This window comes from Spirosoma validum, from assembly GCF_014699035.1.
Classification (GTDB): domain Bacteria; phylum Bacteroidota; class Bacteroidia; order Cytophagales; family Spirosomataceae; genus Spirosoma; species Spirosoma validum.
In genome coordinates this window covers 59146-82522 of sequence record NZ_JACXAA010000005.1, presented here as the reverse complement: position 1 = coordinate 82522, position 23377 = coordinate 59146, and the positions used below count along the sequence as shown (strand labels likewise).

Annotated in this window: 19 protein-coding genes; 9 read left to right on the top strand and 10 right to left on the bottom strand. The window is 48.0% G+C overall.

Features of this window, described 5'->3' with window-relative positions:
* Positions 1-34 precede the first annotated feature (34 nt).
* Complete coding sequence (locus IC230_RS14840; protein WP_191039826.1) at positions 35-2470, top strand: outer membrane beta-barrel protein; 2436 nt, start codon at positions 35-37, stop codon at positions 2468-2470.
* A gap of 67 nt (positions 2471-2537) precedes the next feature.
* Here IC230_RS14840 and IC230_RS14835 read toward each other — a convergent pair whose 3' ends face one another.
* Both IC230_RS14835 and IC230_RS14830 read right to left on the bottom strand, forming a co-directional pair.
* A complete protein-coding gene (locus tag IC230_RS14835) occupies positions 2538-3131 on the bottom strand; it encodes a TetR/AcrR family transcriptional regulator (RefSeq protein WP_191039825.1) in 594 nt (197 codons plus the stop codon).
* A gap of 214 nt (positions 3132-3345) precedes the next feature.
* Positions 3346-4104 carry an SAM-dependent methyltransferase gene (locus IC230_RS14830; RefSeq protein ID WP_191039824.1) on the bottom strand — a complete coding sequence of 253 codons (759 nt, stop codon included), beginning with the start codon at positions 4102-4104 and terminating at the stop codon, positions 3346-3348.
* A 191-nt stretch (positions 4105-4295) separates the two neighbouring features.
* Here IC230_RS14830 and IC230_RS14825 point away from each other — a divergent pair, with 191 nt between their 5' ends.
* Positions 4296-5555, top strand: coding sequence for a thioredoxin family protein (locus tag IC230_RS14825; RefSeq protein ID WP_191039823.1), 1260 nt, complete (start codon positions 4296-4298; stop codon positions 5553-5555).
* A 75-nt stretch (positions 5556-5630) separates the two neighbouring features.
* On the opposite strand, the gene IC230_RS14820 is transcribed toward IC230_RS14825, so the two are convergent.
* Positions 5631-6095 (bottom strand): redoxin domain-containing protein, encoded by a 465-nt coding sequence (locus IC230_RS14820; protein ID WP_191039822.1) that lies wholly within the window; start codon positions 6093-6095, stop codon positions 5631-5633.
* 90 nt (positions 6096-6185) lie between these two features.
* Here IC230_RS14820 and IC230_RS14815 point away from each other — a divergent pair, with 90 nt between their 5' ends.
* The gene (locus IC230_RS14815) at positions 6186-7112 is read left to right on the top strand and encodes an ROK family protein (RefSeq protein WP_191039821.1); all 927 of its coding nucleotides are present in this window, start codon (positions 6186-6188) and stop codon (positions 7110-7112) included.
* A 72-nt stretch (positions 7113-7184) separates the two neighbouring features.
* Here the strand turns inward: IC230_RS14815 and IC230_RS14810 are convergent, their stop codons facing one another.
* Entirely contained in the window at positions 7185-9830 is a 2646-nt protein-coding gene (locus IC230_RS14810; RefSeq protein WP_191039820.1) for a TonB-dependent receptor domain-containing protein, read from the bottom strand.
* Between the two features lie 318 nt (positions 9831-10148).
* On the bottom strand, positions 10149-10892 hold the full coding sequence (locus IC230_RS14805; RefSeq protein WP_191039819.1) for an SOS response-associated peptidase: 744 nt from the start codon (positions 10890-10892) through the stop codon (positions 10149-10151).
* A 185-nt stretch (positions 10893-11077) separates the two neighbouring features.
* Here IC230_RS14805 and IC230_RS14800 point away from each other — a divergent pair, with 185 nt between their 5' ends.
* Positions 11078-11725: a pyridoxamine 5'-phosphate oxidase family protein gene (locus IC230_RS14800; RefSeq protein WP_191039818.1), complete on the top strand. Its 648-nt coding sequence runs from the start codon at positions 11078-11080 to the stop codon at positions 11723-11725.
* 7 nt (positions 11726-11732) lie between these two features.
* Here IC230_RS14800 and IC230_RS14795 read toward each other — a convergent pair whose 3' ends face one another.
* Complete coding sequence (locus IC230_RS14795; RefSeq protein ID WP_191039817.1) at positions 11733-12272, bottom strand: DUF1349 domain-containing protein; 540 nt, start codon at positions 12270-12272, stop codon at positions 11733-11735.
* Between the two features lie 151 nt (positions 12273-12423).
* Here IC230_RS14795 and parS point away from each other — a divergent pair, with 151 nt between their 5' ends.
* The 3 genes from parS to IC230_RS14780 are packed head-to-tail and all read left to right on the top strand — an operon-like array spanning position 12424 to position 13853.
* Positions 12424-12840 carry a type II RES/Xre toxin-antitoxin system antitoxin gene (gene parS / locus IC230_RS14790; RefSeq protein ID WP_191039816.1) on the top strand — a complete coding sequence of 139 codons (417 nt, stop codon included), beginning with the start codon at positions 12424-12426 and terminating at the stop codon, positions 12838-12840.
* The gene (locus IC230_RS14785) at positions 12840-13298 is read left to right on the top strand and encodes an RES family NAD+ phosphorylase (RefSeq protein WP_191039815.1); all 459 of its coding nucleotides are present in this window, start codon (positions 12840-12842) and stop codon (positions 13296-13298) included. Before parS ends, IC230_RS14785 begins: the two co-directional genes overlap by 1 nt.
* 54 nt (positions 13299-13352) lie before the next feature.
* Positions 13353-13853: a DUF4385 domain-containing protein gene (locus IC230_RS14780; protein ID WP_191039814.1), complete on the top strand. Its 501-nt coding sequence runs from the start codon at positions 13353-13355 to the stop codon at positions 13851-13853.
* Between the two features lie 28 nt (positions 13854-13881).
* Here IC230_RS14780 and IC230_RS14775 read toward each other — a convergent pair whose 3' ends face one another.
* On the bottom strand, positions 13882-14571 hold the full coding sequence (locus IC230_RS14775; protein ID WP_191039813.1) for a hypothetical protein: 690 nt from the start codon (positions 14569-14571) through the stop codon (positions 13882-13884).
* 342 nt (positions 14572-14913) lie between these two features.
* Between IC230_RS14775 and IC230_RS14770 the strand changes: the two genes are divergently transcribed.
* Complete coding sequence (locus IC230_RS14770; protein ID WP_191039812.1) at positions 14914-15795, top strand: bifunctional 5,10-methylenetetrahydrofolate dehydrogenase/5,10-methenyltetrahydrofolate cyclohydrolase; 882 nt, start codon at positions 14914-14916, stop codon at positions 15793-15795.
* A 150-nt stretch (positions 15796-15945) separates the two neighbouring features.
* Entirely contained in the window at positions 15946-18903 is a 2958-nt protein-coding gene (locus IC230_RS14765; RefSeq protein ID WP_191039811.1) for a DUF2723 domain-containing protein, read from the top strand.
* Positions 18904-19004: 101 nt separating this feature from the next.
* Here the strand turns inward: IC230_RS14765 and IC230_RS14760 are convergent, their stop codons facing one another.
* The 3 genes from IC230_RS14760 to IC230_RS14750 form a co-directional block, all read right to left on the bottom strand.
* A complete protein-coding gene (locus IC230_RS14760; protein ID WP_191039810.1) occupies positions 19005-19646 on the bottom strand; it encodes a response regulator in 642 nt (213 codons plus the stop codon).
* On the bottom strand, positions 19609-21561 hold the full coding sequence (locus IC230_RS14755; protein ID WP_191039809.1) for a tetratricopeptide repeat-containing sensor histidine kinase: 1953 nt from the start codon (positions 21559-21561) through the stop codon (positions 19609-19611). The genes IC230_RS14760 and IC230_RS14755 overlap by 38 nt, the downstream gene beginning before the upstream one ends.
* Before the next feature lie 203 nt (positions 21562-21764).
* Positions 21765-23363 (bottom strand): Na+/H+ antiporter, encoded by a 1599-nt coding sequence (locus tag IC230_RS14750; RefSeq protein ID WP_191039808.1) that lies wholly within the window; start codon positions 23361-23363, stop codon positions 21765-21767.
* Between the last annotated feature and the right edge of the window lie 14 nt (positions 23364-23377).

Sequence of the window (23377 nt, the reverse complement as noted above, 5' to 3'; positions counted from 1 at the left end):
AATCGATTTCTCAGCAACCTAAACGTCCTACGGCATGAGGTTTTCTCTACGCTTTTGTCTTCTTTTCGTTGTATTCCTGGCCGGACACAGGTCAGTTCACGCCAAAAATGGCCCTATTGTTTCGGGAATAGTACGTGCCGTGGAAGGCACCACCATTGAATTCGCCACCATAGCCATACATCGGGCAGCCGACTCTGTCGTGGTAAAAACCGAATTTAGCGACGCATCTGGCGCGTTTCGCTTTGAACAACTGCCCGTTGGTCAATACTTTATTTCAGCCTCACAAGTTGGTTTTGACCGGGTCCAGACCCCTCCTTTTTCGGTGTCAGCATCTGACCAGAAATTGCCTGCTATCGTGTTAAAGCCCAGTAGCAAAACTCAACTGAAAGAAGTTACGGTACAGGCCCGCAAGCCACTTTTCGAACGGGAAGTCGACCGAATTGTGGTCAATGTGGATGGTAGCCCACTTAGCGCAGGCGCTACGTCGCTGGAGGTGCTTAGCCGTTCGCCGGGCGTAACCGTCGATCAGAACGATAACCTTGCCCTACGGGGTAAGCAGGGAGTTCTGGTGCTCATTGACGGCAAACGAGTGCCCATGACCGGCGCTGAACTGGGCGAGATGCTACGTGGTTTACCCGCTAATGCCATCGATAAAATTGAGCTGATCACAAACCCGCCTGCCAAATACGATGCGGCTGGCAGCGCAGGCATCATTGCCATCAAACTAAAAAAAGACAGTCGGCAGGGGACGAACGGAAGCATTACCGGCAGCTATGGATATGGCCGTTACTACAAACTGACGAGTGGTCTTTCCCTGAACTATCGTCACAAGAAATTAAACATCTTTGGCAACTATAATTACAGCGACCGCAACGTTTTTACGCAGTTAACCCTGCATCGGAGATTTTACCAGAATCAGCAGTTCATCGGCAGCAGCGATCAGGAAAATCTGGGCAGAACGAATTATGTCTCCAATACGTATCGTGCGGGAGTAGACTATTCGCTTAACAAACGAACGCTTCTGGGAGCGGTGGTAAGTGGTCTAGCCATGGATGCTGAGGCCCGGATACCCAACGTTACGCAAACCTTCGACGAGCAGGGGAAACTGCAATCGAGCTATCAGTCGGCCAACCGCCGGAATTTGTCGATGCCGAACGTAGCAGCCAATGTTAACCTAAAACATAGTTTCGATTCAACCGGAAAACGCGAGCTGACTGCCGACGTTGATTTTGCTCATTACGAAACCCACCGACGCCAGAATCTGGAAACATCGTTTACACTGCCGCTCCGTCCCTCAACGACGTTAGCCGGGGATCTGAACGGTGGGCTGAATATACGCTCGTTCAAAGCCGATTATGTCCACAAGTTATCCGATAAGGCTCGACTGGAAGGGGGTATAAAGTTCAGTTGGGTGAATTCGGACAATGACGTCCTTTTCACGAATATAAGCGAAGGGCAAAGCGTTCTCGACACAGGCAAGAGCAACCATTTTCAATATGATGAGAAGATCAATGCAGCTTACCTGAACGTCAGTAAAACGATCAATAAAACGTCGCTTCAGGCAGGATTACGGGCGGAGCAAACCGATGTTAAGGGGCTACAGGTAATCGGGAATGCTAGTTTTGAGCGGTATTATTTTCAACTCTTTCCCAGCGTATTCATCAAGCAAACGCTGTCGAAAACGCACGACCTGGGCGTATCGCTGAGTCGCCGGATTGACCGCCCAACGTATAATCAGCTCAATCCATTTCGGGCTTATATTGATGCCACTACGTACTTCACCGGTAACCCATCCCTGTTCCCGCAGACGAGTTACAACTTTGAATTGACCCACACCTTTAAGCAGAAGTTTATTACGTCGGTCAGTTACAGCCGCACCGATCAGCCTATCATTGATGTAGTTCAACCGGCTCCCGAAGGCAATCGGCAGGCGGTATCGACGTTTCAGAACCTGACACGATCTGACTACTACGGTTTTACCCTGACGCTTCCGGTGCAACCGGCAAGCTGGTGGACTCTGGATAATAATCTGGTAGCGTATTATCAGCGGTTTGTTGGTGAGCTGGCTGGTACGTCGTTAAACAGCGGTCGTCCTGCGTTCACGCTGAACAGCACCAGTACCTTTACGCTGGGTCGCGGCTGGACAGCGGACCTGACCGGCAATTATCAATCCCGACAACTGTATGGTTTCCTGGATATTCGACCGCTCGGGCAGCTTAACCTGGGTCTTCAGAAAACGATGTGGGCCAAGAAAGGGACACTGAAGTTGAATGTTACAGACGTGCTCTATACGAGTCCGGTAAACGCTACGTCTGCCTACGCCAATTACGCTGAACAATTCTATCAGCGCCAGGATACGCGCATAGCTACGGCTTCACTCACCTATCGTTTCGGCAACGATACGCTATCACCATCCCGGCGACGGGATGGTGGAGCCGAAGACGAGAAACGTCGGGCGGGTGGGGCATAAAAACAGTCGTCAGTCAGTAGCACCAACTGGAGTTACTGACTGACGACTTATACTTTAGTCCGTAAATTCAACGCAAATCACGCACGAACTTCCGCATGGTTTCACGGTACAGCTGTTCAGACTGATCGAGCGGCTGTTCGTCTTTAAGCATCATTGCCAGCATAATCATGCCGTGCGAAACTGACCACCATTGAAAATAAAGTCGCTTAATGGCTTCTTTCGCTTTGGGAATAAACGAATAAATCGTATCAGAAACGATTCGGCTTACGGCCTGCATTGCTTCTGACTGATAAACTGGCAACGTACAATAAGCCCCATCCAGATTATACATCACCTGGTAAATTTCTGGCTGTTCGCGGGCAAATTCCCATTGGATGAGCGAAATCTCGAAAAGCCGCTTCTCAGGGTCGCGGTAGAGCTTCACGATGCGCTCATATTCCTGCTGTAAATAGTGAAAGCCTTCGTTCCGAATTTCATCAAGTAAGATGTCTTTACTATCAAAATATTCATAAACGACAGGAGCGCTATATTCAATCGCATCAGCGATTTTTCGAATCGAAACGGCCTGCCATCCTTCGCGGCTGGCAATGGCTTTGGCTGTATTGACGATGCCCGAACGGGTTTGCTCACGGCTACGCACTTTACGTTCGATAGTTTGCATAGAAGTAGGTTCTCAGTCGGTAGTTAACGGTGTTAAATCCCATGAAAATTACGGATTTGTATCCGAATTATTGAAAAAATAAGACGAATTTCTAAGAAAATTTCAACCCTATCACTTATTTATACTGTTAGTGACGAACGTATATGGCTATTCGTCACCAACAAATCTATTAAATGGTTTATTGGCTTCTTTATCAAAGAATTACAAAACTCAATTAAACCTCTTTACTAGCTAAAAGCCATACCGCTTCGTCGCCGAGAGAATACGGTTCGCCTTCGACGGTGCCATAGCAGGCAATGACTGTTAAACCGGCTTCAGTGAAGAGTCTGCGCAATTCGGCCAGCGTATACACATAGTGCTGGGCTGTGCGTGTCTGAATATCACCGCTACGTATGTAAGTCAGGTACGAATCGATTCGGCTTTCGAGGGGATCGTATTCATTTTCAACCAAGAACAGAATATCGTCGCCCACGGGCTGCCAGTTACGAGCCTGATAGTCGGGCAAAACAGATTCGGCAATCATTTCGGAGTGCGCCAGAAATCGCCCACCTGGTTTGAGTAACGTAGCAATCCTCTTAAGAAAGGCCAGCATATCTGGCTGGGGAAAGAAACTGAAGCTGTTGCCCAGACAATAGGCGGCATCGAACGAAGCTGGCGCACCGATTTTGCTCTTCGATACTCCCAAAAAATCATCAGCGATAGCTACCACAGACAATTTCTCCGCATCAGCACCCGTCTGCAATTCGGCGATGTATTCAGGCGAAATATCCACACCTGTTACGTGGGCACCCATGCGTGCAAGGGGTATGGCGTGACGACCATAGCCACAAAACACATCCAACAAGCGATCGTCGGGACCAAAGTCAAGTGTTTCAACCAGCAATTCGAGGTCAAGCTGAGTTTGTTCTTCTGTTTGAGCTGCTTTCCAGGCGTCCTGCGGCAATCCCTGAAAAAAAGTGTGATACCAGGCCATGTAGATAAATAATGAATCCGAAGAAGCTAGACCTCTGGATTCGGGATTTTTTACTAGTCAACAGTTACTTTTGTACAAGGTCTGTACATTTATTCGTATTGACAAAAACGACTGCTGACTTTCGCCACGCTTGTTAAGCAAATTTGTTTCGGCTTCTAAGCGCATAATTACACGTAATTTTCTTTGGAGTGATGATAAGATTTTCCCCCGGTTTGACGCGTTGTGCGGTATGGTTCTGTTTCTTACTGGTTTATCAATCTGTTGTGCATGCTCAGGCGTTGCTGCCCGGCATTTATTTTCAGCAGGGCAATTTCACTACAGCGCTGGCGGCTGCTCGTACCGCTCATAAACCGCTTTTCGTAGAAGTTTACCTGAAAGGCTGTCCGCACTGCGAAGCCCTGGCTCCCATTCTGGATGAAAAGCCGGTTGGCGATTTTTTTAATGCAAATTTTGTCAGTTGGAAAGTGGAAGCCAATTCACCGGAAGCCGACGCCTTGCAAAAAGAGAAACAGATTGGTTTCCCGGAATACCCATTGTGTCTTTTCTTCGACAGTGACGGAACGCTGATTCACGTATCAGCGGTAGCCGAAAAAAAGGAGAAAGCCGCTTTTATTGAAGAAGTTATTTCTGTGGGTCGCACGGCGCTCAATCCCGCCCAGCGTGCGTCTGGCTATGCCGCTCGTTTCGACGCGGGCGAGCGAGATTTTGGATTTTTAGTCAACTATGGCAAGTACAGCATTACCCGATCGGATAACGTCCGCCTGCACGACATCAGCGAGATTCTAGGAAAAACCATGCAACCCGATCAGATCAAAAGTCAGATCGGTCTTTATTGTTTGCAACAGATCATTGATGACATCGAGAATCCAGCTGCGGTTTACTTCTTCAGTCATCTAGGCGAATTCAAGGCTGCTTATCCTGAAAACATTGTTCGGCTAACGGGCGATCGAATCATCTTTAGGGCCTTATATGGCCTAAAAGGCGGCCTGTATCCTGCCCCAAAAATCGTTCAGATCCGCGACCATCTAATCGCTATGGGTGTTCCTGTTCAGGAAGCAGCCGCCCGTACGTTATTGAAAGAACTGGAAGCGTATTTCCGCGAAAAAAATACCCAGGCGGCTGTGCAGCGATTCAACGACTATCGACGTGAGGCTCCTAAAACAGGGATTGCTGAATATGCATACATTATGCATTATTTCAACGAAAAAGCGTCAGATACTACGTATTTAGCCGTAATGCCAACCTGGGCGGCAGATGGCCTAAAGACAGTAACTCCTGAACAGCAGACGACGCAACCCGTCGCCGACCTTTATTACGAACTGGCCGTAACCTACCAAAAAAAGGGACAGAAAGTCGAAGCGCTTAAAAATGCCCAGCAAGGGCTTTCTGTAGCCCAGCGCTCCAAAATAGCCGCTCAGAAATACGAGAGTCAGGTAGCATCGTTAAAATGAGCTTGGTTTGGTGGTGTCCGGTGGTGTCAGGTTTTCGAACCTGACACCACCGGACACCACCAAACCAAGCTCATTTTAACGTTTCGCCAACGTTTTCTGTATAGCCTGAAAACTGGGGACATCACCAGCATTATCAAGGACTTCGGCATACTGAATCACTCCGTCCCCGTCAATAACGAAGGCTGAACGTTTGCTAACCCCTTTCAAATTCAGGGCAAACGTTTCATAGTACGTATCATACGCCTGCGAAACTTCTTTGTTGAAATCCGATAATAGATCAAAGGGCAGTTTCTGGTCCTCTTTGAATTTAGCCAACGTAAAGGGGGAATCGACGGAGATACCGACCACCTCCGCATTTAAATCGGCGTAGGTACTGATGTTATCGCGCATTTCGCAAAGTTCGGCCGTACAGACGCTGGTAAAGGCCATCGGAAAAAACAGGATAATCAGGTTTTTACCGCGAAAGTCTTGCAGTGACACTTCCTTTTTGTTGGTGTTAAAGAGCTTGAAGTCGGGAGCTTGTTGTCCGGGAGTGAGCATACTAAAATGATTAATTAGTTTTTAACGGTAAAACTACGCGCTAAACCGAATAAACGCTTATTTCGTATTCCGCAAACTCTTTATCCATTTATGCAGACTTACTGGGGCATCGACCTGGGCGGCACTAAAACAGAAGGCGTTGTTCTTTCTGCTCCTAAGCCCGACGCCGTTCTCATCCGCAAACGTATCGACACGGAAGCGCACAAAGGATACGATCACATTCTGAACCAGATCGTTCAGCTCATTGATATGCTTAAAGCCGAAACAGGCCAACAACCCGAACGGATTGGTTTCAGCACGCCCGGTACGTTCGATCCGGCCCGGCAAGCCATGAAAAACTGCAACACAACTGTGCTGAATGGCAAACCGATGAAGCAGGATCTGGCTCGATTGTTAAACTTACCGGTTGAAATAGCTAACGATGCGAACTGCTTAGCACTTGCCGAAGCGACAATGGGCATCGTACCCGACGTAGTGCCTGATTTTCAGACGGTGTTCGGCGTCATTATGGGCACAGGCGTTGGCGGAGGGATTGTCGTTCGGGCGAAGGGCCGGGATAAACGACCTTTCGTGCTCAATGGCTTACAGGGTATTGGGGGCGAATGGGGTCATAATGTCCTGGAAGAGAATGGCTATCCGTGCTACTGCGGTAAGCGGGGTTGTGTAGAGAAAGTCATTTCAGGGCCAGCGCTGCAACACTATTACCAGCAAATCAGTGGCGAAGCGCACACGATGCAGGAGATTATGGACCGCTATCAGCAGGGTAACGATTTGGTGGCCAGTCAAACCGTAAACCGGCTGCTGGAATATTTCGGCCGGGCCATTTCCGTGATCGTCAACATCCTCGATCCCGATGCGATCGTGCTGGGTGGTGGTTTAGGCAACATCGATCTATTATATACGGAAGGTGTTGAACGCGCCCGAAAATACGTTTTCAATAGCCGGGAATTGAATACCCGCTTCCTAAAACCCAAGTTAGGCGATAGCGCAGGCGTTTTTGGCGCAGCGATGTTATAGAGCAAAGGGGTAAGGCATAGGGTAAAAATTTTAGCTACCCTATGCCCCCTGCCCTTACCCCTTTGCCACTAGTTATCTTGGTCTCCGGTTGCCGCCTTGTGCGGGTTGCTGCTGTTGCGGTTGATCGCCACCGCCTTCACCGCCTTTTACGTCGTCATTTTCGACAGAACGACCGCGTTTACGTTGTGGGGCATCGAAGCTCAACTTGCCGAATTTGTAGCTAAAGTTGACCCGTACCCCCGCATTGTAAAGACTGGTTATACTGTTTTGGGTAAAGATTGGCGAACTCGACTCCGACCGGACTGTGAACGGGTGATTGAAGAAATTCTCCCCGGCAATCCCGAAGCTACCACGCTTGTCCTTGAGGTCTTTCTTTACACCAAGGCTATAAAAACCAAACCCGCCCTGGTAGCCTTGTAATTGTACCTGCTTACCCCGGAAAAAACCGAATCCCTGCACACCCCATCCATTCTTAAGCGTCAGATTCGTGAACACTCGTCCGGAAATAACCCAGCCCGAATTGGTAGCCTGGTAAATTGACGACGCATCGTTGTTGGTCAGGTAAGCATAATACAAATCAACACCACCACCAACCTGCCATTTTGAGAACAACGTAGCATTACCGAATACGTTTGTTCCATAAGCCGATTCGCGACCGATGTTCAGGTACGTCGTACGAATTACCTGTGCCAGCGCTGGGTTATTCACCTGCCCCACGCTCGACGTAACGGTATCACGCACACTCGTAATGGAGTTGTTCGTTTGCCGGGCAAATAACGATACGTTCAGGTAAACACTTTTGACGTATGCGCTCGTACTCAACTCGTAATTATCGGTTAGTTCAGGTGATAGCAATGGGTTACCCTGCGTAATGTTGGTTGGGTTAGCCGCATTAATATTCGGGTTCAAAAACTGAATACCTGGACGTTGTAATCGACGATTATACGCCAGTTTGACCGTTTTACCACCCTTCAACGTTTTTGAGATATTGACACTGGGCACGAAATTGCTGTAACTCGGAATCCCTAAATCCTGCCCGGCTGCGCCCCCCTGTTCGCCCGGTTGGTTCTGACTATAGTTGGCATTAATGGTCGTATGCTCGTAACGCGTACCCGCCTTGATCGTATACTTGTTTTTAGTTGTCAGCGTATAAGCAACGTAACCAGCGCCAATACTCTGATCGTAGTTTAAGGTATTGCCAGCGCGGCTTGGGTCAGACTGAAAGCCGCCTGTACCAACACCGTAGTTGTAACTGAACGCGCTCTCAACCTGCCGGAAAATTCCTTTACCACCAAATTCGATCTGTTGATTTTTGCCGATGGGTGTCTGATAATCAGCCTGAATGGTCGATTCCTGATTATAGCTATTGTTCAGGTTCTGCTGGCGGGCGCTGATGGTCGCGAAATCGGCCGAACTCAAAATATCGGCTGTGAAATCGTTGTTCCGGTTGTTCCGGCTGAATTGTGTCGAGAAGCTAAGTTCCTGCTGAGGTTTAAACGTGCGGGTGTAATCGATGTTCGCATCGACCGTTCCGGAAAGGTCCTTTGTTTGCACATTCCGGCTGTTGTAGACGGGAAAATACGTGGCTCCGCTGGTTTTCGTCAGGAAATTATCCTGATACTGAATATTGTTGCGGGCACCGTAGCGCAGGCTTGCCGTAATTGAACTGTTCTTGCTGATGTCATAATCCCAGCCGAGCGTATATTGACCAAAGACACCATTATTACGTGTGTCAGCTGTTTGCTCGGTCGTAATAGGCCCATTTTTACTCAACGTCTGCTGCGTGTTGGCAAACGTACCATGTACGTTGTAATTAGCGCGTCCGAAGCCGCCCAGGTTAAAACCCATTTTGCCGGTTCGCAGGTTACCGTTCAGGGCCAGATTCGCGCCCCGGTTACCAATACCCGAATCGACGTTCAGCGTAAATCCCTGTAATGTGTTTTTCTTGGTAATGATGTTAATGATCCCCGCTGACCCTTCTGCATCATACTTGGCCGAGGGCGACGTAATGACCTCAACGGTCTTGATCATGTCGGCAGGAATTTGTTTGAGCGCATCCGCTACGCTACTGGCCACAATGGTGCTCGGTTTATTGTTGATCAGCACGCGCACATTGCTGCTTCCACGGAGACTAACGTTTCCATCTAAATCAACTGACAATAACGGGACTTTACGCATGACGTCCGTAGCATCTCCCCCTTTAGCAGTGATGTCTCGATCAGCGTTATACACCAGCCGATCCACTTTTTCCTCCACCAGCGACGCCTGCCCAACCACTTCAACTTCTTTCAGCGTCCTGACGTCGGCGCCTAGTTTAACGGTGCCCAGATCAACATCACCTTTCCGGTTGAGTTTAACACTCGAAATAGTTTTGTTCCGGTAGCCGACAAACGAAATCAGCAGTTGAAAATCGCCTTCCGGTAGTTTGTTCAGCGTAAATTTCCCTTTGTCATCCGCAACCGTTCCGTCAATTGGTTTTTTCGTTTGCGCGCTTATCAGTGCTATACTGGCAAATTCGACGGGCTTATTCGACGTCGAATCAACAATCGTACCTGTTAATTTAGCATTCCCTCGTGGCGAAGCATCGCTCGATGTGCCGGGAATGGCGGCTGGTCGCTGCTGACCACCTCCTGGAAGAGAAGGAAACTGCGCCCTGACCAGTACAGGAGCAGTTAGCAAAGCAGCACCAATAAGACAGGAAAGTACATTTTTTTTCATAAATAGGAGATCAGCCGTACAGGCTGTCTAAGAAATTCAATACGTTAGGCTAATTTGAAAAGACAACTTAGTTGACCAAAATTCGCAACAAAACAGCTCATTTTTGTGGATTATACATAAGCGGCTTCCATTGGGGACAAACGGGCATCATTATCCAGTTACCTGATCTACCGTTTGTAGTACGATGCTTTTGTGATTCCTAATCACAACGTAGTTTTTTCGGTCAGGATTCAGAATAGTAAAATGGCGTTCCTCCTGCCGGTCTGTGATCAGCCTACGCTCAACGAAAACCATGCACATTGACAATTAAATCACGCTCTAGGCAAATAATTGAGGCTTATCACGCAATTCCGGGTAATCAGACGGCTCCATCACTTCAGGTACGTCATTGGGCTCTTTTCGCGATGTGATACGTTTACTGATGCTAAAACTATGCATCTTTTTGGCCGGGTATTGGTTAGCCAACAGCGCTAAAGCATCGGTTTCGGATAGCTTATCATGGAGCCAGGCGTGTTCTGCTTTGGGTGTAAGCAAACAGGGCATCCGTTTCTTAGCGTTGTGGATTTCCGCTAGTAATGGATTGGCATCAGTCGTCAGCAGCGTGTAGGTACGTATTAATTCGCCTGTGTCTGAATCTGCCCATTCATCCCACAAACCAGCAATCGATACAATTTTCTGGTCGGTCGTATTGATGTAAAAGGGAAACTTTTTGCTGCCGATCGTGTGCCATTCATAAAACCCGGTAACCGGAATCAGACAGCGTTTCCCAGACTGCGCAGCCGACCGAAACGACGGTTTCTCATAGATCGTTTCGGAGCGGGCGTTGATAGTCCGACTACGTATCTCGGTGGCATCGTCGTTCGATTTAGCCCAGTGGGGAATCAGCCCCCAGTGCATCATTTGCAAGGTCCCCGGTTCCTGGTGTGTTACAATCGGCCAGGCTGGAAACTGGTACGCATTGGCGTGATATACCGGCTGAAAATTAGCCGAGTCCGGCAACGTAGCGTCGTAGCGTTCTTCGAGCTGTTCAGTCTTGACATTGAGTGATTTATGGAAACACATAGGAAGAATACGTTCGGTTATAAACAGTCGATCAGGTAATGAATAAACTAAAAAATCACCGCTTAGGTTATGCCGAAATAGGCCAAAAAAGCCATTTTAAACAAACTATTTTACTACTGGCAAAAGCTGTTTCTATAAACAAAAAATGCAGACAGTGCGTTGACTCATCCTGATCAGTCCGTCTTATGAGCCTTCAATCGTCAGTCCTTACGGCTTCCGAAAATCAAGAGTATATTAACGAAATACATACTAGTCTTGCTGAGTCCGAGCAGGAATGCTGGCGTCAGCTAAAGTCGGCCATCAGACGTAAAAAAGATCCGTTCAAAACCATGACCGTTGCTACGTGTACCGATAGGGGCGCTGATGCGCGTATGGTCGTGTTACGGAGGATTGATCCGACACACAAATACATCTGGTTTTATACGGATGCCCGGGCCGAAAAAGTGCTGCAACTCGAAGCGTTTCCAATGGCAACCCTGCTTTTTTGGGACGAAAAGCGCCAGATACAGCTTCGTCTGACGGTTGAAACGCGACTCCATACCGACGACTATATAGCGGACGAACATTGGGAAACACTTTCCGTCAGCAGTCGCAAAGCGTATCTGTCCGAGCAAACTCCCGGCAGTGAACAACCGCGCCCCTACCCTGGCTTTCCCGAGTATTTAGGCGAAAATTTACCGTCGGAAGCAGAAAGCGAAGCCGGACGTAACAACTTCGCCGTTATCGAATGTCGCGTACTGGCGATGGAATATTTACACCTGAGTCGCAGTGGACAGACCAGGGCTCGGTTTCAATATGAACCTGAATCCAGAATGGTTTGGCTAGCTCCATAAGTCAGTTTTAGGAGATCGCGAGTAGAGAAAACTGCTCAAATGTTACGTCGAACCCATCCCCATCAGGGGCAGCGGCCATTAAGCCGATTTGTACCGTTACCTCAGGCGGAAAATAGGCCATCCGCAACAGTTGATACGTAAAATCATCGAACGAATAATCGATACGGACCGAATCACCTTGCCGAATCAGTTTTAGATAAACAGACGTTGGGTTGTGACTTTGTGGACAAACCGACCAGTCTGAAAACTCGCGCGTAACAACCGCGCTCACATGCTGCTGTTCATCTACGTATTCAATACCCGTCTTGATCCAGTTACGTTCATCGATTCGGATCATCAGCCCAGCCTGATCATATTGGTTTTTATACTGCCCGGTAATCTTCACACTGGCCACAAAATCACCAGCCTGTTCCCGGTAATAGACATGCCCATTGTCGCGAATAAACCCATAGTGAGTTGTACGCCAGAAATCCGTATCACTTTCGGCCCGTAGGTATACCTGATCTCTATCTTCTGACCAGATTGCTGGTTTATTATACCAAATCATAATCTCCCGATTTTGGAGCGAAAGTAAAGAAATTCATTGGGTAGTAGCTTTCAGAATTCTAACCCAATCCTGATAAAAAATGTGCGTGTTGAACCGCGTTGCGACAGTTGTCGTTATATTTGCGCCAACTGACACAGAAACTAAGACTGTAATGACAATCAATCAGTATTTCGGTGCAAAAAATACCCCTCCCATTCAATCTATCTTTGATTTGATTGAACTAAGCCGAAGAGGTTTACCTAAAAAAGCCGTTGCCACAATGGCTCGTCACCTCGATCTAACTCAAGCAGATCTATTTGTGATTCTTCATATTTCAGCGCGAACCTGGCAACGCTACACCGATGAGAAGCTACTACCTCAGGACGTAACTGAGAAAGCGCTTCAACTAGCCAATTTGTATAAACGCGGAGAAGAAATTTTTGGCAATTCTGAAAAATTTAAAGGTTGGATGAATCATCCCAGCCCGATTTTTAGCGGCAAAAAACCTATTGAACTACTGGATACTCAGTTCGGCTTTCAGGCCATTCTGGACGAGCTAATCCGAATCGACTGGGGTGTATTAGCTTGATGGAAGTATATCGTTTGTCAAATGCCCGTCGAGCGGATGATCTAACTGGAACTGGTGCCCGTCTGGCAGGCGGCCGCTGGAATTATGTTGGAACTCCTGTATTATACACAGCCGGTTCCAGAGCCTTAGCTACGCTGGAAGTTCTGGTTCATAGCCCCTTATCATACATACCCGACTATTATCGAATGCTTACGATACGGGTACCCGACGATTCAATAGTAAGTGTTCCGTTAGAGCAGCTACCCGACGGCTGGAATACGCTCACCCCACCAACAAGCATTAAAGATATCACAGAGAACTGGCTGGCCAACAACCGGTTTCTATTGCTAAAAGTCCCTTCGGCAGTTGTGGAAGGCGAATACAATTTTTTAATTAACCCTACTCATCATCGTTCATCCGAGGTTACCATTGTCAGTAAACAACCTTACCGTTTCGATCCACGTTTACTACGGGAATAGATACTTGACTGCATTCATTGTTATAGCTATTAACAACAAAATGACGTTGAATCAATGGCAACCAACAACCGGGCCTTTAACTACGATCTTGATTATCGCACGCTAAACCTGCGCGAACAACCTGAACTTTATCGCGTGGGCAGGGGAGAAATGGGTGTTCTGCTCGTGAGGCCGTACAAAGATGAGATTCTCCCCCACTGGAAATTTAAAACGCCGGAAATTGCCCACGAATCGTCCGAAAAAATTTATCAACTATTTTTGGATTACAAAGAAAAAGGCGACTTCATCGGCATGGATATGGCCCGGAAGTTTCTGCAAATGGGCTATACCCGTTCGCGCCGATACGCCAATCACCGTACGGGAAAGAAGTACGACGGCCCCGTCCCCGACGATAAGAAAGGTCAATCGGGTGCGCATGGGCGTGAACAACTCCCCCGCGAGGAAGATCCTGTAAAAGCTGAATCAGCCCGAATTTTTTACGGCAAGTATCTGGAAGCTCGGGAAGACGAAGAGTACAAGAAATTAAAAAAAGAATGGCAGCAGAAGTACGGGTAAACTTTCAACAAGAAGACAATCAAGCCCACTAAATTTTAACTTCTTTCTGTAAATAATAGCGGCTTACAGCCCGATCGATGGTAAGCAAATACGAAACAGAGGTTGAATAAGCACTGACCTTCAGACGATACACTCCACCCGGCATTTGTGACAGATTCAAATTTCGATGGTAGATCGATTGGTTCGAACAATCATCAAAATACGTTCTTGTTCGGTCTTCGTTTTCCAAACTAATCCCGATCAGGCGATGCTTAGCCTGCGCTAAACGAAGCGTTAACTTATCCATTTGATCAAGAGAAGGATTGATGTCAACTATAACCTCCCCTTTCTTACGTATGGTTTGTCTCAGCGCCGAAGTATTCGTTGTGATAAGAGACGGGACAGCCGCAAAAGAAAGGTCAGTATTATTCAGATAAGCCATAGCTAATATGCGGTTAGTCGTTAAGTTGGACAACAATACGTCGAAAGCACGAGTAGACTGCCTCGTCATACGTTGAGCCGATTCAGGAAGCTGCTCCTGATAAATAAGTCGATGATGGCGATCAAAAAATTGAATAATGGGTTTCGTGTTAGCATATTCAGCCCGAACGCGCCAATACGCCTGCGCGGAGTCTTCCCGCACATACGAATCAGCAGACTGAGATTGAGCAAGCTGAGGCATAAAGCCAAGAATAACAACGATTACTACGTTAATAAGCGGCAAGATGATGGTTTTCATGGTTGTGAGTGATTCGTGTAAGTAGCTGTCTGCTTACAAATCTCAACAGCCATGCCACGTATGCCAAAGTGGCAAAAAATGCATCTGAGGCCTATTTCACTTAATTGCCGGTACGAAAACGGACGAAACTTTGTCCGAAATAGGACGAGCTTTATGTTTCACTCTAAATCACATTCTGCTTTCAGTGATCAAAATAGATCGAGTTGTTTCGTATCAAACCTATCCAATATCTATTTCAGGGTCGTACTTTCGTAACCGATTATCGACCAAGTTGATGTATGGTGTACCTTACCCGAACATTACCAACGATAACTATCTGACATAAAGCATCTTCTATTTAACATGCAGCTTTTAGACGGTAAACTTCTCTCTTCTCAGATCAAACAGGAAATTGCGGCTGAGGTCGCGCAGATTCGCGGGCAGGGCGGTAAAATTCCGCACCTCGTAGCCATTCTGGTCGGCAATAATGGGGCTTCCGAAACCTACGTAGCGTCGAAAATGAAAAACTGCGAAGAGGTGGGTATGCACTCGACGCTTATCCGGTTTGACCCTTCAGTTTCGGAGGAAGAGTTATTAAACAAGGTTCGGGACGTGAACGAAAATCCGGATATGGACGGTCTGATTGTGCAACTCCCCCTCCCCGATCATATCAATCCCGACCGCATTATGGAAACCATTGACCCGGCTAAAGACGTCGACGGTTTCCATCCCATCAACATCGGCCGAATGGCCAAAGGATTGCCAGCGTACATTTCAGCCACTCCGCAGGGCGTACTGGAAATGATTAAGCGCTATAACATCGAAACGTCAGGTAAACATTGCGTTGTTGTCGGCCGGAGTCAGATTGTAGGGCTGCCGATGTCGATTCTCATGCAACGGAATACGTATCCCGGCAATTGCACCGTTACGTTAACCCACAGCCGCACGAAGAACCTCGCCGAAATCTGCCGTACTGCCGATATTTTAGTGGCCGCTCTGGGCAAACCAGAATTTGTTACCGCCGATATGGTGAAAGAAGGTGCTGTTGTGATTGATGTGGGTCTGGAACGTGTACCGGATGCCAGCAAGAAAAGCGGCTTCGCCCTGAAAGGTGACGTCAAATTCGACGAAGTGGCCCCGAAAACGAGTTTTATTACGCCCGTTCCCGGTGGCGTTGGCCTGATGACGATCTGCTCGCTTATGCAGAACACGCTGAAAGCCGCGCGGGGTGAAATATACGCTTAGCTGATTGTCAATCGGAACATCCTTAACAAACTTTAACAGCCTGCCCACCCCGGACGGGCTTCTTTTACGTAATTTTGTCGGCCACAGCATCGGCGCGGGGCCGCCCGTTCGGTCCGATTACACAAAAGCAATCCATTAATCTTCACTAGTATGCAGTCATTTAAACGCCTGAACACCCTCACAGGCTGGTTCGTTTTCGCCGTCGCACTCTTCACGTATGCGAGTACCGTCGAGCGCACCGCCAGCTTCTGGGATTGTGGCGAATTCATTGCGTGTTCGTTTAAACTCCAGGTTCCTCACCCACCCGGTGCTCCGTTTTTTCTTTTGCTGGGCCGTATTTTTTCGATGTTTTCGTTTGGCGATTTGTTGAACGTAGCGTATTGGGTCAACATGGCATCGGTGCTGGCGAGTGCTTTCACCATCGCCTTTTTGTTCTGGACTATTACGATGCTGGCCCAGAAAACCTTCGATAAACCGGAAAGTGAATACAACACGGCCGATACGTTGCTGGTGATTGGTACGGGTGCCGTAGGTGCGCTGGCTTATACCTTCTCCGATACGTTCTGGTTCTCGGCCGTTGAAGCCGAAGTGTACGGCATGTCGTCATTTTTCACGGCTATTGTGGTGTGGGCCGCTTTTAAATGGGAACGTATCGACGATGAAGCAGCTGCTAACCGCTGGCTCATTTTCATCGCCTACCTGACCGGTCTTTCCATCGGCGTTCACTTACTGAACCTCGTTACGTTACCGGCGCTGGCGCTGATCTATTACTTTAAAAAATACCCCAAACCTACGTTCTGGGGTGGTGTTATAGCTGCGGGCATTGGCTTGGTCATTCTGGTGATTATCAACGCTGGTATCATTCCGGGACTGCCAGGCATGGCTTTCGCCGTCGAGCGGTTGTTTGTCAATACGTTCGGGCTGCCGTTCAACTCAGGGGTAATTTTCTTCACCGTAGTCTTCCTGGGCGCTATTACGTATGGTATTATCTGGTCGGCCCGTACGAAACGGGTTATCTGGAATACGTCGCTTTTGTCGCTGGCCTTTGTCTTGATCGGCTACGCATCCTACATGCAGGTGCTGGTGCGGGCTGATTTCAACCCTCCCATTAACGAAAACGATCCGAGCGATGCGCTGAACTTCCTATCGTATCTGCGTCGGGAACAATACGGTAGCCGGTCTTTGCTGTATGGTCCGGTCTTTACATCCCGTCCGGTTGAAAGTAAAAACGGAGCCGATTTGTGGAAAAAAGAAGGCAATAAATATGTAGTCTTCGACCACCAGCCCGAGTATGTTTATGCCCCCGGCGATGAGATGCTTTTCCCGCGCGTCTACAGCAGCCAGCAAAATCACCCGGCTCTTTACCGACAGATGCTGGGCTTAGCCGAAGGGCAGAAGCCGACGATGGGCGACAACCTGAAGTTTTTGTTCAGCTACCAGTTGGGCCACATGTGGTGGCGCTATTTGATGTGGAATTTTGCCGGGCGCGAGAGCGACGAAGAGGGGGCTGCTTACCTGCTGCCCTGGTCGTCGGATCAGAACGTACCGGATCTGCTGAAAAACAACAAAGCCCGCGACAATTTTTACATGTTGCCCTTTGCCCTGGGGCTGTTCGGGATTGCGTTTCAGTATTTCCGCCGTCGGCGTGATTTTCTGATTGTGGGTTTGTTGTTTTTATTCACAGGTATTGCCCTGCAGATCTTCCTGAACTCGCCCCCATCCGAACCGCGTGAACGGGATTACATCTACGTTGGGTCGTTCTATTTCTTTGCGATCTGGCTTGGTCTGGGCGTAATGGCCCTGGCCGAAGGCTTACGGGCTTATCTGAAATCAGACATGGCACGTAACGGTCTGGTAGTCGGTTTATCCCTGCTGGTACCAGTCATGATGGGTGCGAAAAGCTGGGACAACCATAATCGGAATCACCGGTATCACTCGGTCGATTTTGCGAAGAACTTACTCAACTCCTGCGCCCCTAACGCGGTGCTGTTTACGGGTGGCGACAACGATACGTTCCCGTTGTGGTACGTACAGGAAGTTGAAGGTTTCCGGCGCGATGTACGGGTTTGTAACCTGAGCTTACTGGGTACAGAGTGGTACATTCAGCAGATGAAGCGAAAGACGTACGAGTCGGATGCTCTGCCCATTTCGTTGGAGTTCGATAACTTCAACAAGGGTAAAAATGACATTGTGCCGTTCTACGAAGTACCGGGGGTTAAAAATGGGATCGACCTCAAACAGTACGTCAATCTGATTAAGACGAACAATCCGGCGTTGCAGGTGCCTCTCACCAATGGCGATATGACAAGCGTACTGCCGTCTTCGGTGTTGTTCCTGCCGATCGATAAAGCAGCAATCGATAAAGCTAATTTTGTGCCGGCCAATCTACGTTCGATGGTGAAAGATACGTTGCAGTGGACCATCGGGAAGAAAGATCTTTATAAGCCCGACCTGATCATGCTCGACATCATTGCGACAAATAACTGGAAACGGCCTATTTATTTCGCCAGCACATTAGCGCCCGATAACTACCTAAGCCTGAAAAGCTACATGCAGTTAGAAGGGTATGCGTACCGGTTGATGCCCGTAGCGATTCCCGGAGCCTCGGAGGGGTACATAAACTCCAGTATCATGTATAACAACATGATGAAAAAGACCTTCTGGCGTGACCTCGACAACCCGAACGTTTATTATGACGAAACCTACAAAGGTTCGCCCGTAGTTTCGGCCCGGATTGCCTTTTTCCGACTGGCCGAACAGCTGATGCGCGAAGGGCAAAAAGACAAGGCTCGCGAGGTGCTCAATTACTCGCTGAAGGTAATTCCGGATAAGAGTATACCGTACGAACAGACTTCATCAAACTACGTGCGGTTCCTGTTCGAAGTGGGTGAGACGAAAAAAGCGCTCGAAATTGCCGAAACCATGGCTAACCGCGCCGACCAGAATCTGACGTACGACAAGAGTGGTAATGGGAATCGCTTCGGTAGCCCAGACTCAGATCTGTACATCCTACAGAACATTGTTGAAGCCTGTAAAGAAGCTAAACAAACAGCAGCCGCTAATAAGTACGAAGCTATCTTTCAGAAGCATATTAACGCCTTTGGTTGATTGAACAATAAAGAAGCCAGAAGCCCCGATTACACGCAGTAGTCGGGGCTTCTGGCTTTTATAAAATTCAGATCAAACGAAGCTTAACCCGGATTACAGCGTCATAAACCGTTTTTTATGGCAAACTGTATCAATTCCGCAACGTTGGTTATGCCTAATTTGAAATGAATATTTTTTCGATGCGTTTTAACCGTAAACACGCTGATTCCTAATTCTTCTGCAATCTGTTCGTTGGTTAGGCCCGCTATGATAAGCTTGATAATTTCCACCTCCCTGAACGTCAGATTGAGTCGCCGGGCAAAATCATCGCCAAACGCATCTTCTGACAGTCTGCCGGTAAGAATAGCATCATCGAAGCTGGTTTTTCCCTGCAACACCGATCGGATTGCATTCAGTAGTTCTGGTGTTGTTGTGTCCTTCAGCAAATATCCGTGTAAACCAGCCTTTCGCGTCTCTTCCAGAAGTTTGGGCTGATCATACATGGTTAGCATGATAATTCGAATACTCTGAAAAGCACTTGAGATCTTCTTCGCTAAATCGATCCCATTCACCCCCTGGAGATTAACATCCAACAGAATCAAATCCGGTTGTAACGTATTAACGGCAGTGACCACGTCGGTTGCCCGAAACACCTGTCCACATACAGTCAAATCCGGTTGCTCATTGAGCAGTAATTTCAGCCCGTCATTGAACAGCCGATGATCGTCAATCAGAAGAATCCGAGCTGGAGTCGGGAGTAGCATGTAAAGAGGAATAGGGCAATTCTAACAAAATCATCGTGCCACCCGTTCCGGTTTCTCTCCGCAACGTAGCACCAATATAATCTGCCCTTAAATTACTATTTTTAAGTCCCATTCCGTCAGGTTCATCTCCTTTTTTGGCGCGGCTACCCACGCCATCATCTTCCACAAGCACACAAAGTCGGTTTTCGTGATAGAGCAGTTGCACCGACGCACGTTTAGCGTGGGCGTGCTTCAGCGTATTTTGAATAAGTTCCGACACAATTCGATAGATGGTCAACTCCGTGTCTACTGATAGTTTTACCTCCTGGCCAGTCGTTAAAAATTCAAAATGGGTTGGCTGATGGGGAATGGTCTGTATGAACTGTTCCAGTGTACTACGCAATCCAACTCGGGCAAACTCGGGCGGCATCAGGTTATGCGCGATACGCCGGAGATCTTCACCACTTTTCTGAATGAGCGGGTCAAGCTCGTCGAATACCTGGTGAGCTTGTGTATGCTGAAACTGCTGACGTCCATCAGCAATTTTACGTCGGATTGTCGCCAGCGTACCGCCCAAATCATCGTGAAGATCGGCAGCAATGCGTTTCCGTTCAGCTTCCTCGGCCTGGTATATCCGCGTATCGATTTCGTTACGTTCACTAGCCAGACGAAGCTCAGACGTCATTGCTTTCTTTTTCAGTCGGTTGGAATAAATAACCAAAATCAGCACACCCGCGAGCAATAGAAACGTGATCCCCAAAAAAAGTAAGCGGCTTTGTTGAGTTTTGTTTGTCTGCTGGAGGGTTTGATTTTGTAGACTCTTGATTTGATTCTCTTTCCGCTCAAGATCCAATTCATGCTCAATCTGAGAAAACCGCCGTTCTGTATCTTCCAGTTTGAGAGAATCACGGGAAGCCAGGTAGCGCTGCTGATATTGATACGCTTTTTCATACAGTTTAAGCCCTGCATAGATCTGCGCCATAGCCTCATAATGACCTGTTACGTTAAATAGCGGTCGCTCATTCAGATTGCGTTCATATTCCAGTTGATAGGTTAAAGCTTTTCGGTAGTTTTTGCGATTCAATAAATAATAATTACTGATTTCGTATAGCACGACGTGGTGCAGGTAGGTGGCATAAGCGCCTTCACTGCTCTTGCTGACCTTAAAAAATTCATCCAGATATTGCCAGGCTTTTGCTTCCTGGTTAACGTGTAAATAACAGATACCCAGGTAAGCCAGGTTGGTCCGGTAGCCGCTCAGGTAGCGGTGTTTAAGCATCAGTGGCCGCTCGGCTTCGTAAAATGGGAGCGCCTGTTTATACTGTTTTCGGATGATGTGAAAATCACCCATCAAATTGTAGTACTGGTGAATGCATACTACGTCATTATTTTTCCGCGCTACTACCAGCGCTTTGTTCATATACTCCGTAGTTTTTTCCCAGTCCTGCCCGGTAACATTCTTTCGATAAGCGAAGCAAACGGCCAGGTTGATGAAGGCGAGGCTCTCCTCATGCGGCAATGGATGGCGGGCAAAAATGGCCAGTGCCTGCTTATACAAACTGACGGCCGACGCTTTATCGCCCAGATAACCAATCGCATCAGCCCGACGAGCTAAGGCAATGGCCGTGCCCAGAGGCCAGTGATTCCGACGAGCAATCCGATACATCGAATCCGGATAGAACGACATCGTTTGCCGGATTTCGGCAAAAGGCCGGTTCACATCGAAATAGTGATACTGATACCGATCCAGTGCAAAAAATAGAGCGGTGTCGCGCGGGAAACCTGCGGGCTGCCGACGTAGTATCTGCATAACCCGAGTGAGGGAATCGAGCAGGTGCAACCGTTGTTCATTCGGCATGAACATAAACTGCGCCTGCCCTTCGATTAATCCGCAACCCAGGAAGGCTATCACGAGAAGACTCCGCAGCAATTTCATAAAATCGCTTGTTGAACAGTGAGTTACAACAAAGAACACGGTTGTTCGTGATCCATAAAATACCTACATTGGGGTATTGTACGTAGCATTTTATCCGGCGAACTTTACCTACACAAAGAGGCTTTCCGCTTCTATTCACACACCATGAAAAATCTGATCAACTAACGGGCAACTGGCGATGCGCTAACAGATGCTGTGCGCAATCAATGGATCGGGTGGTTGCTCTTTTCTTCTTCCAGATCCATCCGGGCTTCTTCACCGCGAATCACATCATCGTCAAATTCCTGCTTGCTATTCAGCCGTTGCAATACATCACGTTTAACCTTGATGATTTCAGTTCTGATTTGATTGTAGCGCGTTACATTTTCGCCATCGTCTTCCAGTGAATCCAAATGACGTTTCGTCTGGCGAAGATCACTTTCCATCCGGTCTTTCATATTTTTCACTAACTCGTTGGTATTCGCTTCGTCAGCGTAATTTGTCTGGAGGTGCTCAAGGGCCGCCTTTGTCAATTTTATACGTATCCGGTTCTGTTGCTCATCGTCAGGTAAACGAGGAATTGGATCTTTAAAATTGACCCACCGAATCACCAGTGGTAAGGTTAGTCCCTGAACAACCAGCGTAACGAGGATAACGACAAACGTGATGAACAGAATCAGATTTCGGTGGGGAAAGGGTTCGCCATTTTGTAAGGCTAACGGTACAGACAGAGCGGATGCTAAGGACACAACACCCCGCATTCCCGACCAGCCCAGGATGATTGGAGCCCGATAACCAACGTTTCGCACAGCTACGGTAATATACTGGCCAATAAACTGCGTAAAGGCTGCTGAACAGAAGGCAAACAGTATCCGGGTAACAATCACCACGGACGTGACCATTAACGCGTATTCAATTGCTTCCACCTTTGAATAGTCGCCCAAACCATTCATAATGACGGGCAGTTCAAGTCCGATCAGAATAAATACCAGTCCATTTAAAGCAAAAACCACTGTACCCCACATACTTACGCTCTGAATTCGCTCGCTATGGTTCAGGATACGGTGACTCTGGTAGGACAGAAATAAGCCCCCACTGACAACGGCCATCACGCCCGACACCTTAAATTCTTCGGCAACCAGGTACATCGTGTAGGGCGCAATAAACGTCAGCAGCACACCGATTCGGGTTGACGTCGGTAACCATCGGTGTATGGCGTAAAAAACGCCCGCCACCGCCAGTCCAACGGCGACCCCCAGGATCGTGACCAGGAAAAAATCAACGGCCGCCGTTCGGAAGACAAATGAACCCGACGTAACAGCGACTAAGGCAAAGCGGAACACAATTAAACTCGATGCGTCATTCACCAGGCTCTCCCCTTCCAGAATACTGATCGTGCTTTTGGGAATATTTACGTTTTTCAGAACCGACGTAGCGGCAACTGCATCGGGTGGGGACACTATACCCCCTACCAAAAAACCCAATGCCAGCGTGAATCCAGGAATCAAAGCGCTTGATACGTAGGCTACGGCCAGTGCCGTTATAATCACCAGACCAAAAGCCAATACCATAATGATCCGTCGCCAACGCCAGAATTCCTTCCAGGACATAAACCAGGCGGCTTCATACAGCAACGGCGGCAGGAATATCAGAAAAATCAATTCAGGATTTATCTCAACACGCGGAATTCCCGGTATCAGACTAATACCCAGACCGCTCAGGACTAAAAAAATAGGCGTTGGAATACGTAGGCGTTGGCCTATCATAACCAGAATTGAAACGGCAAGTAGTAACGATAAGCAAAGTAGCAGGGTTTGGTGCATAGTTTGAATCACAT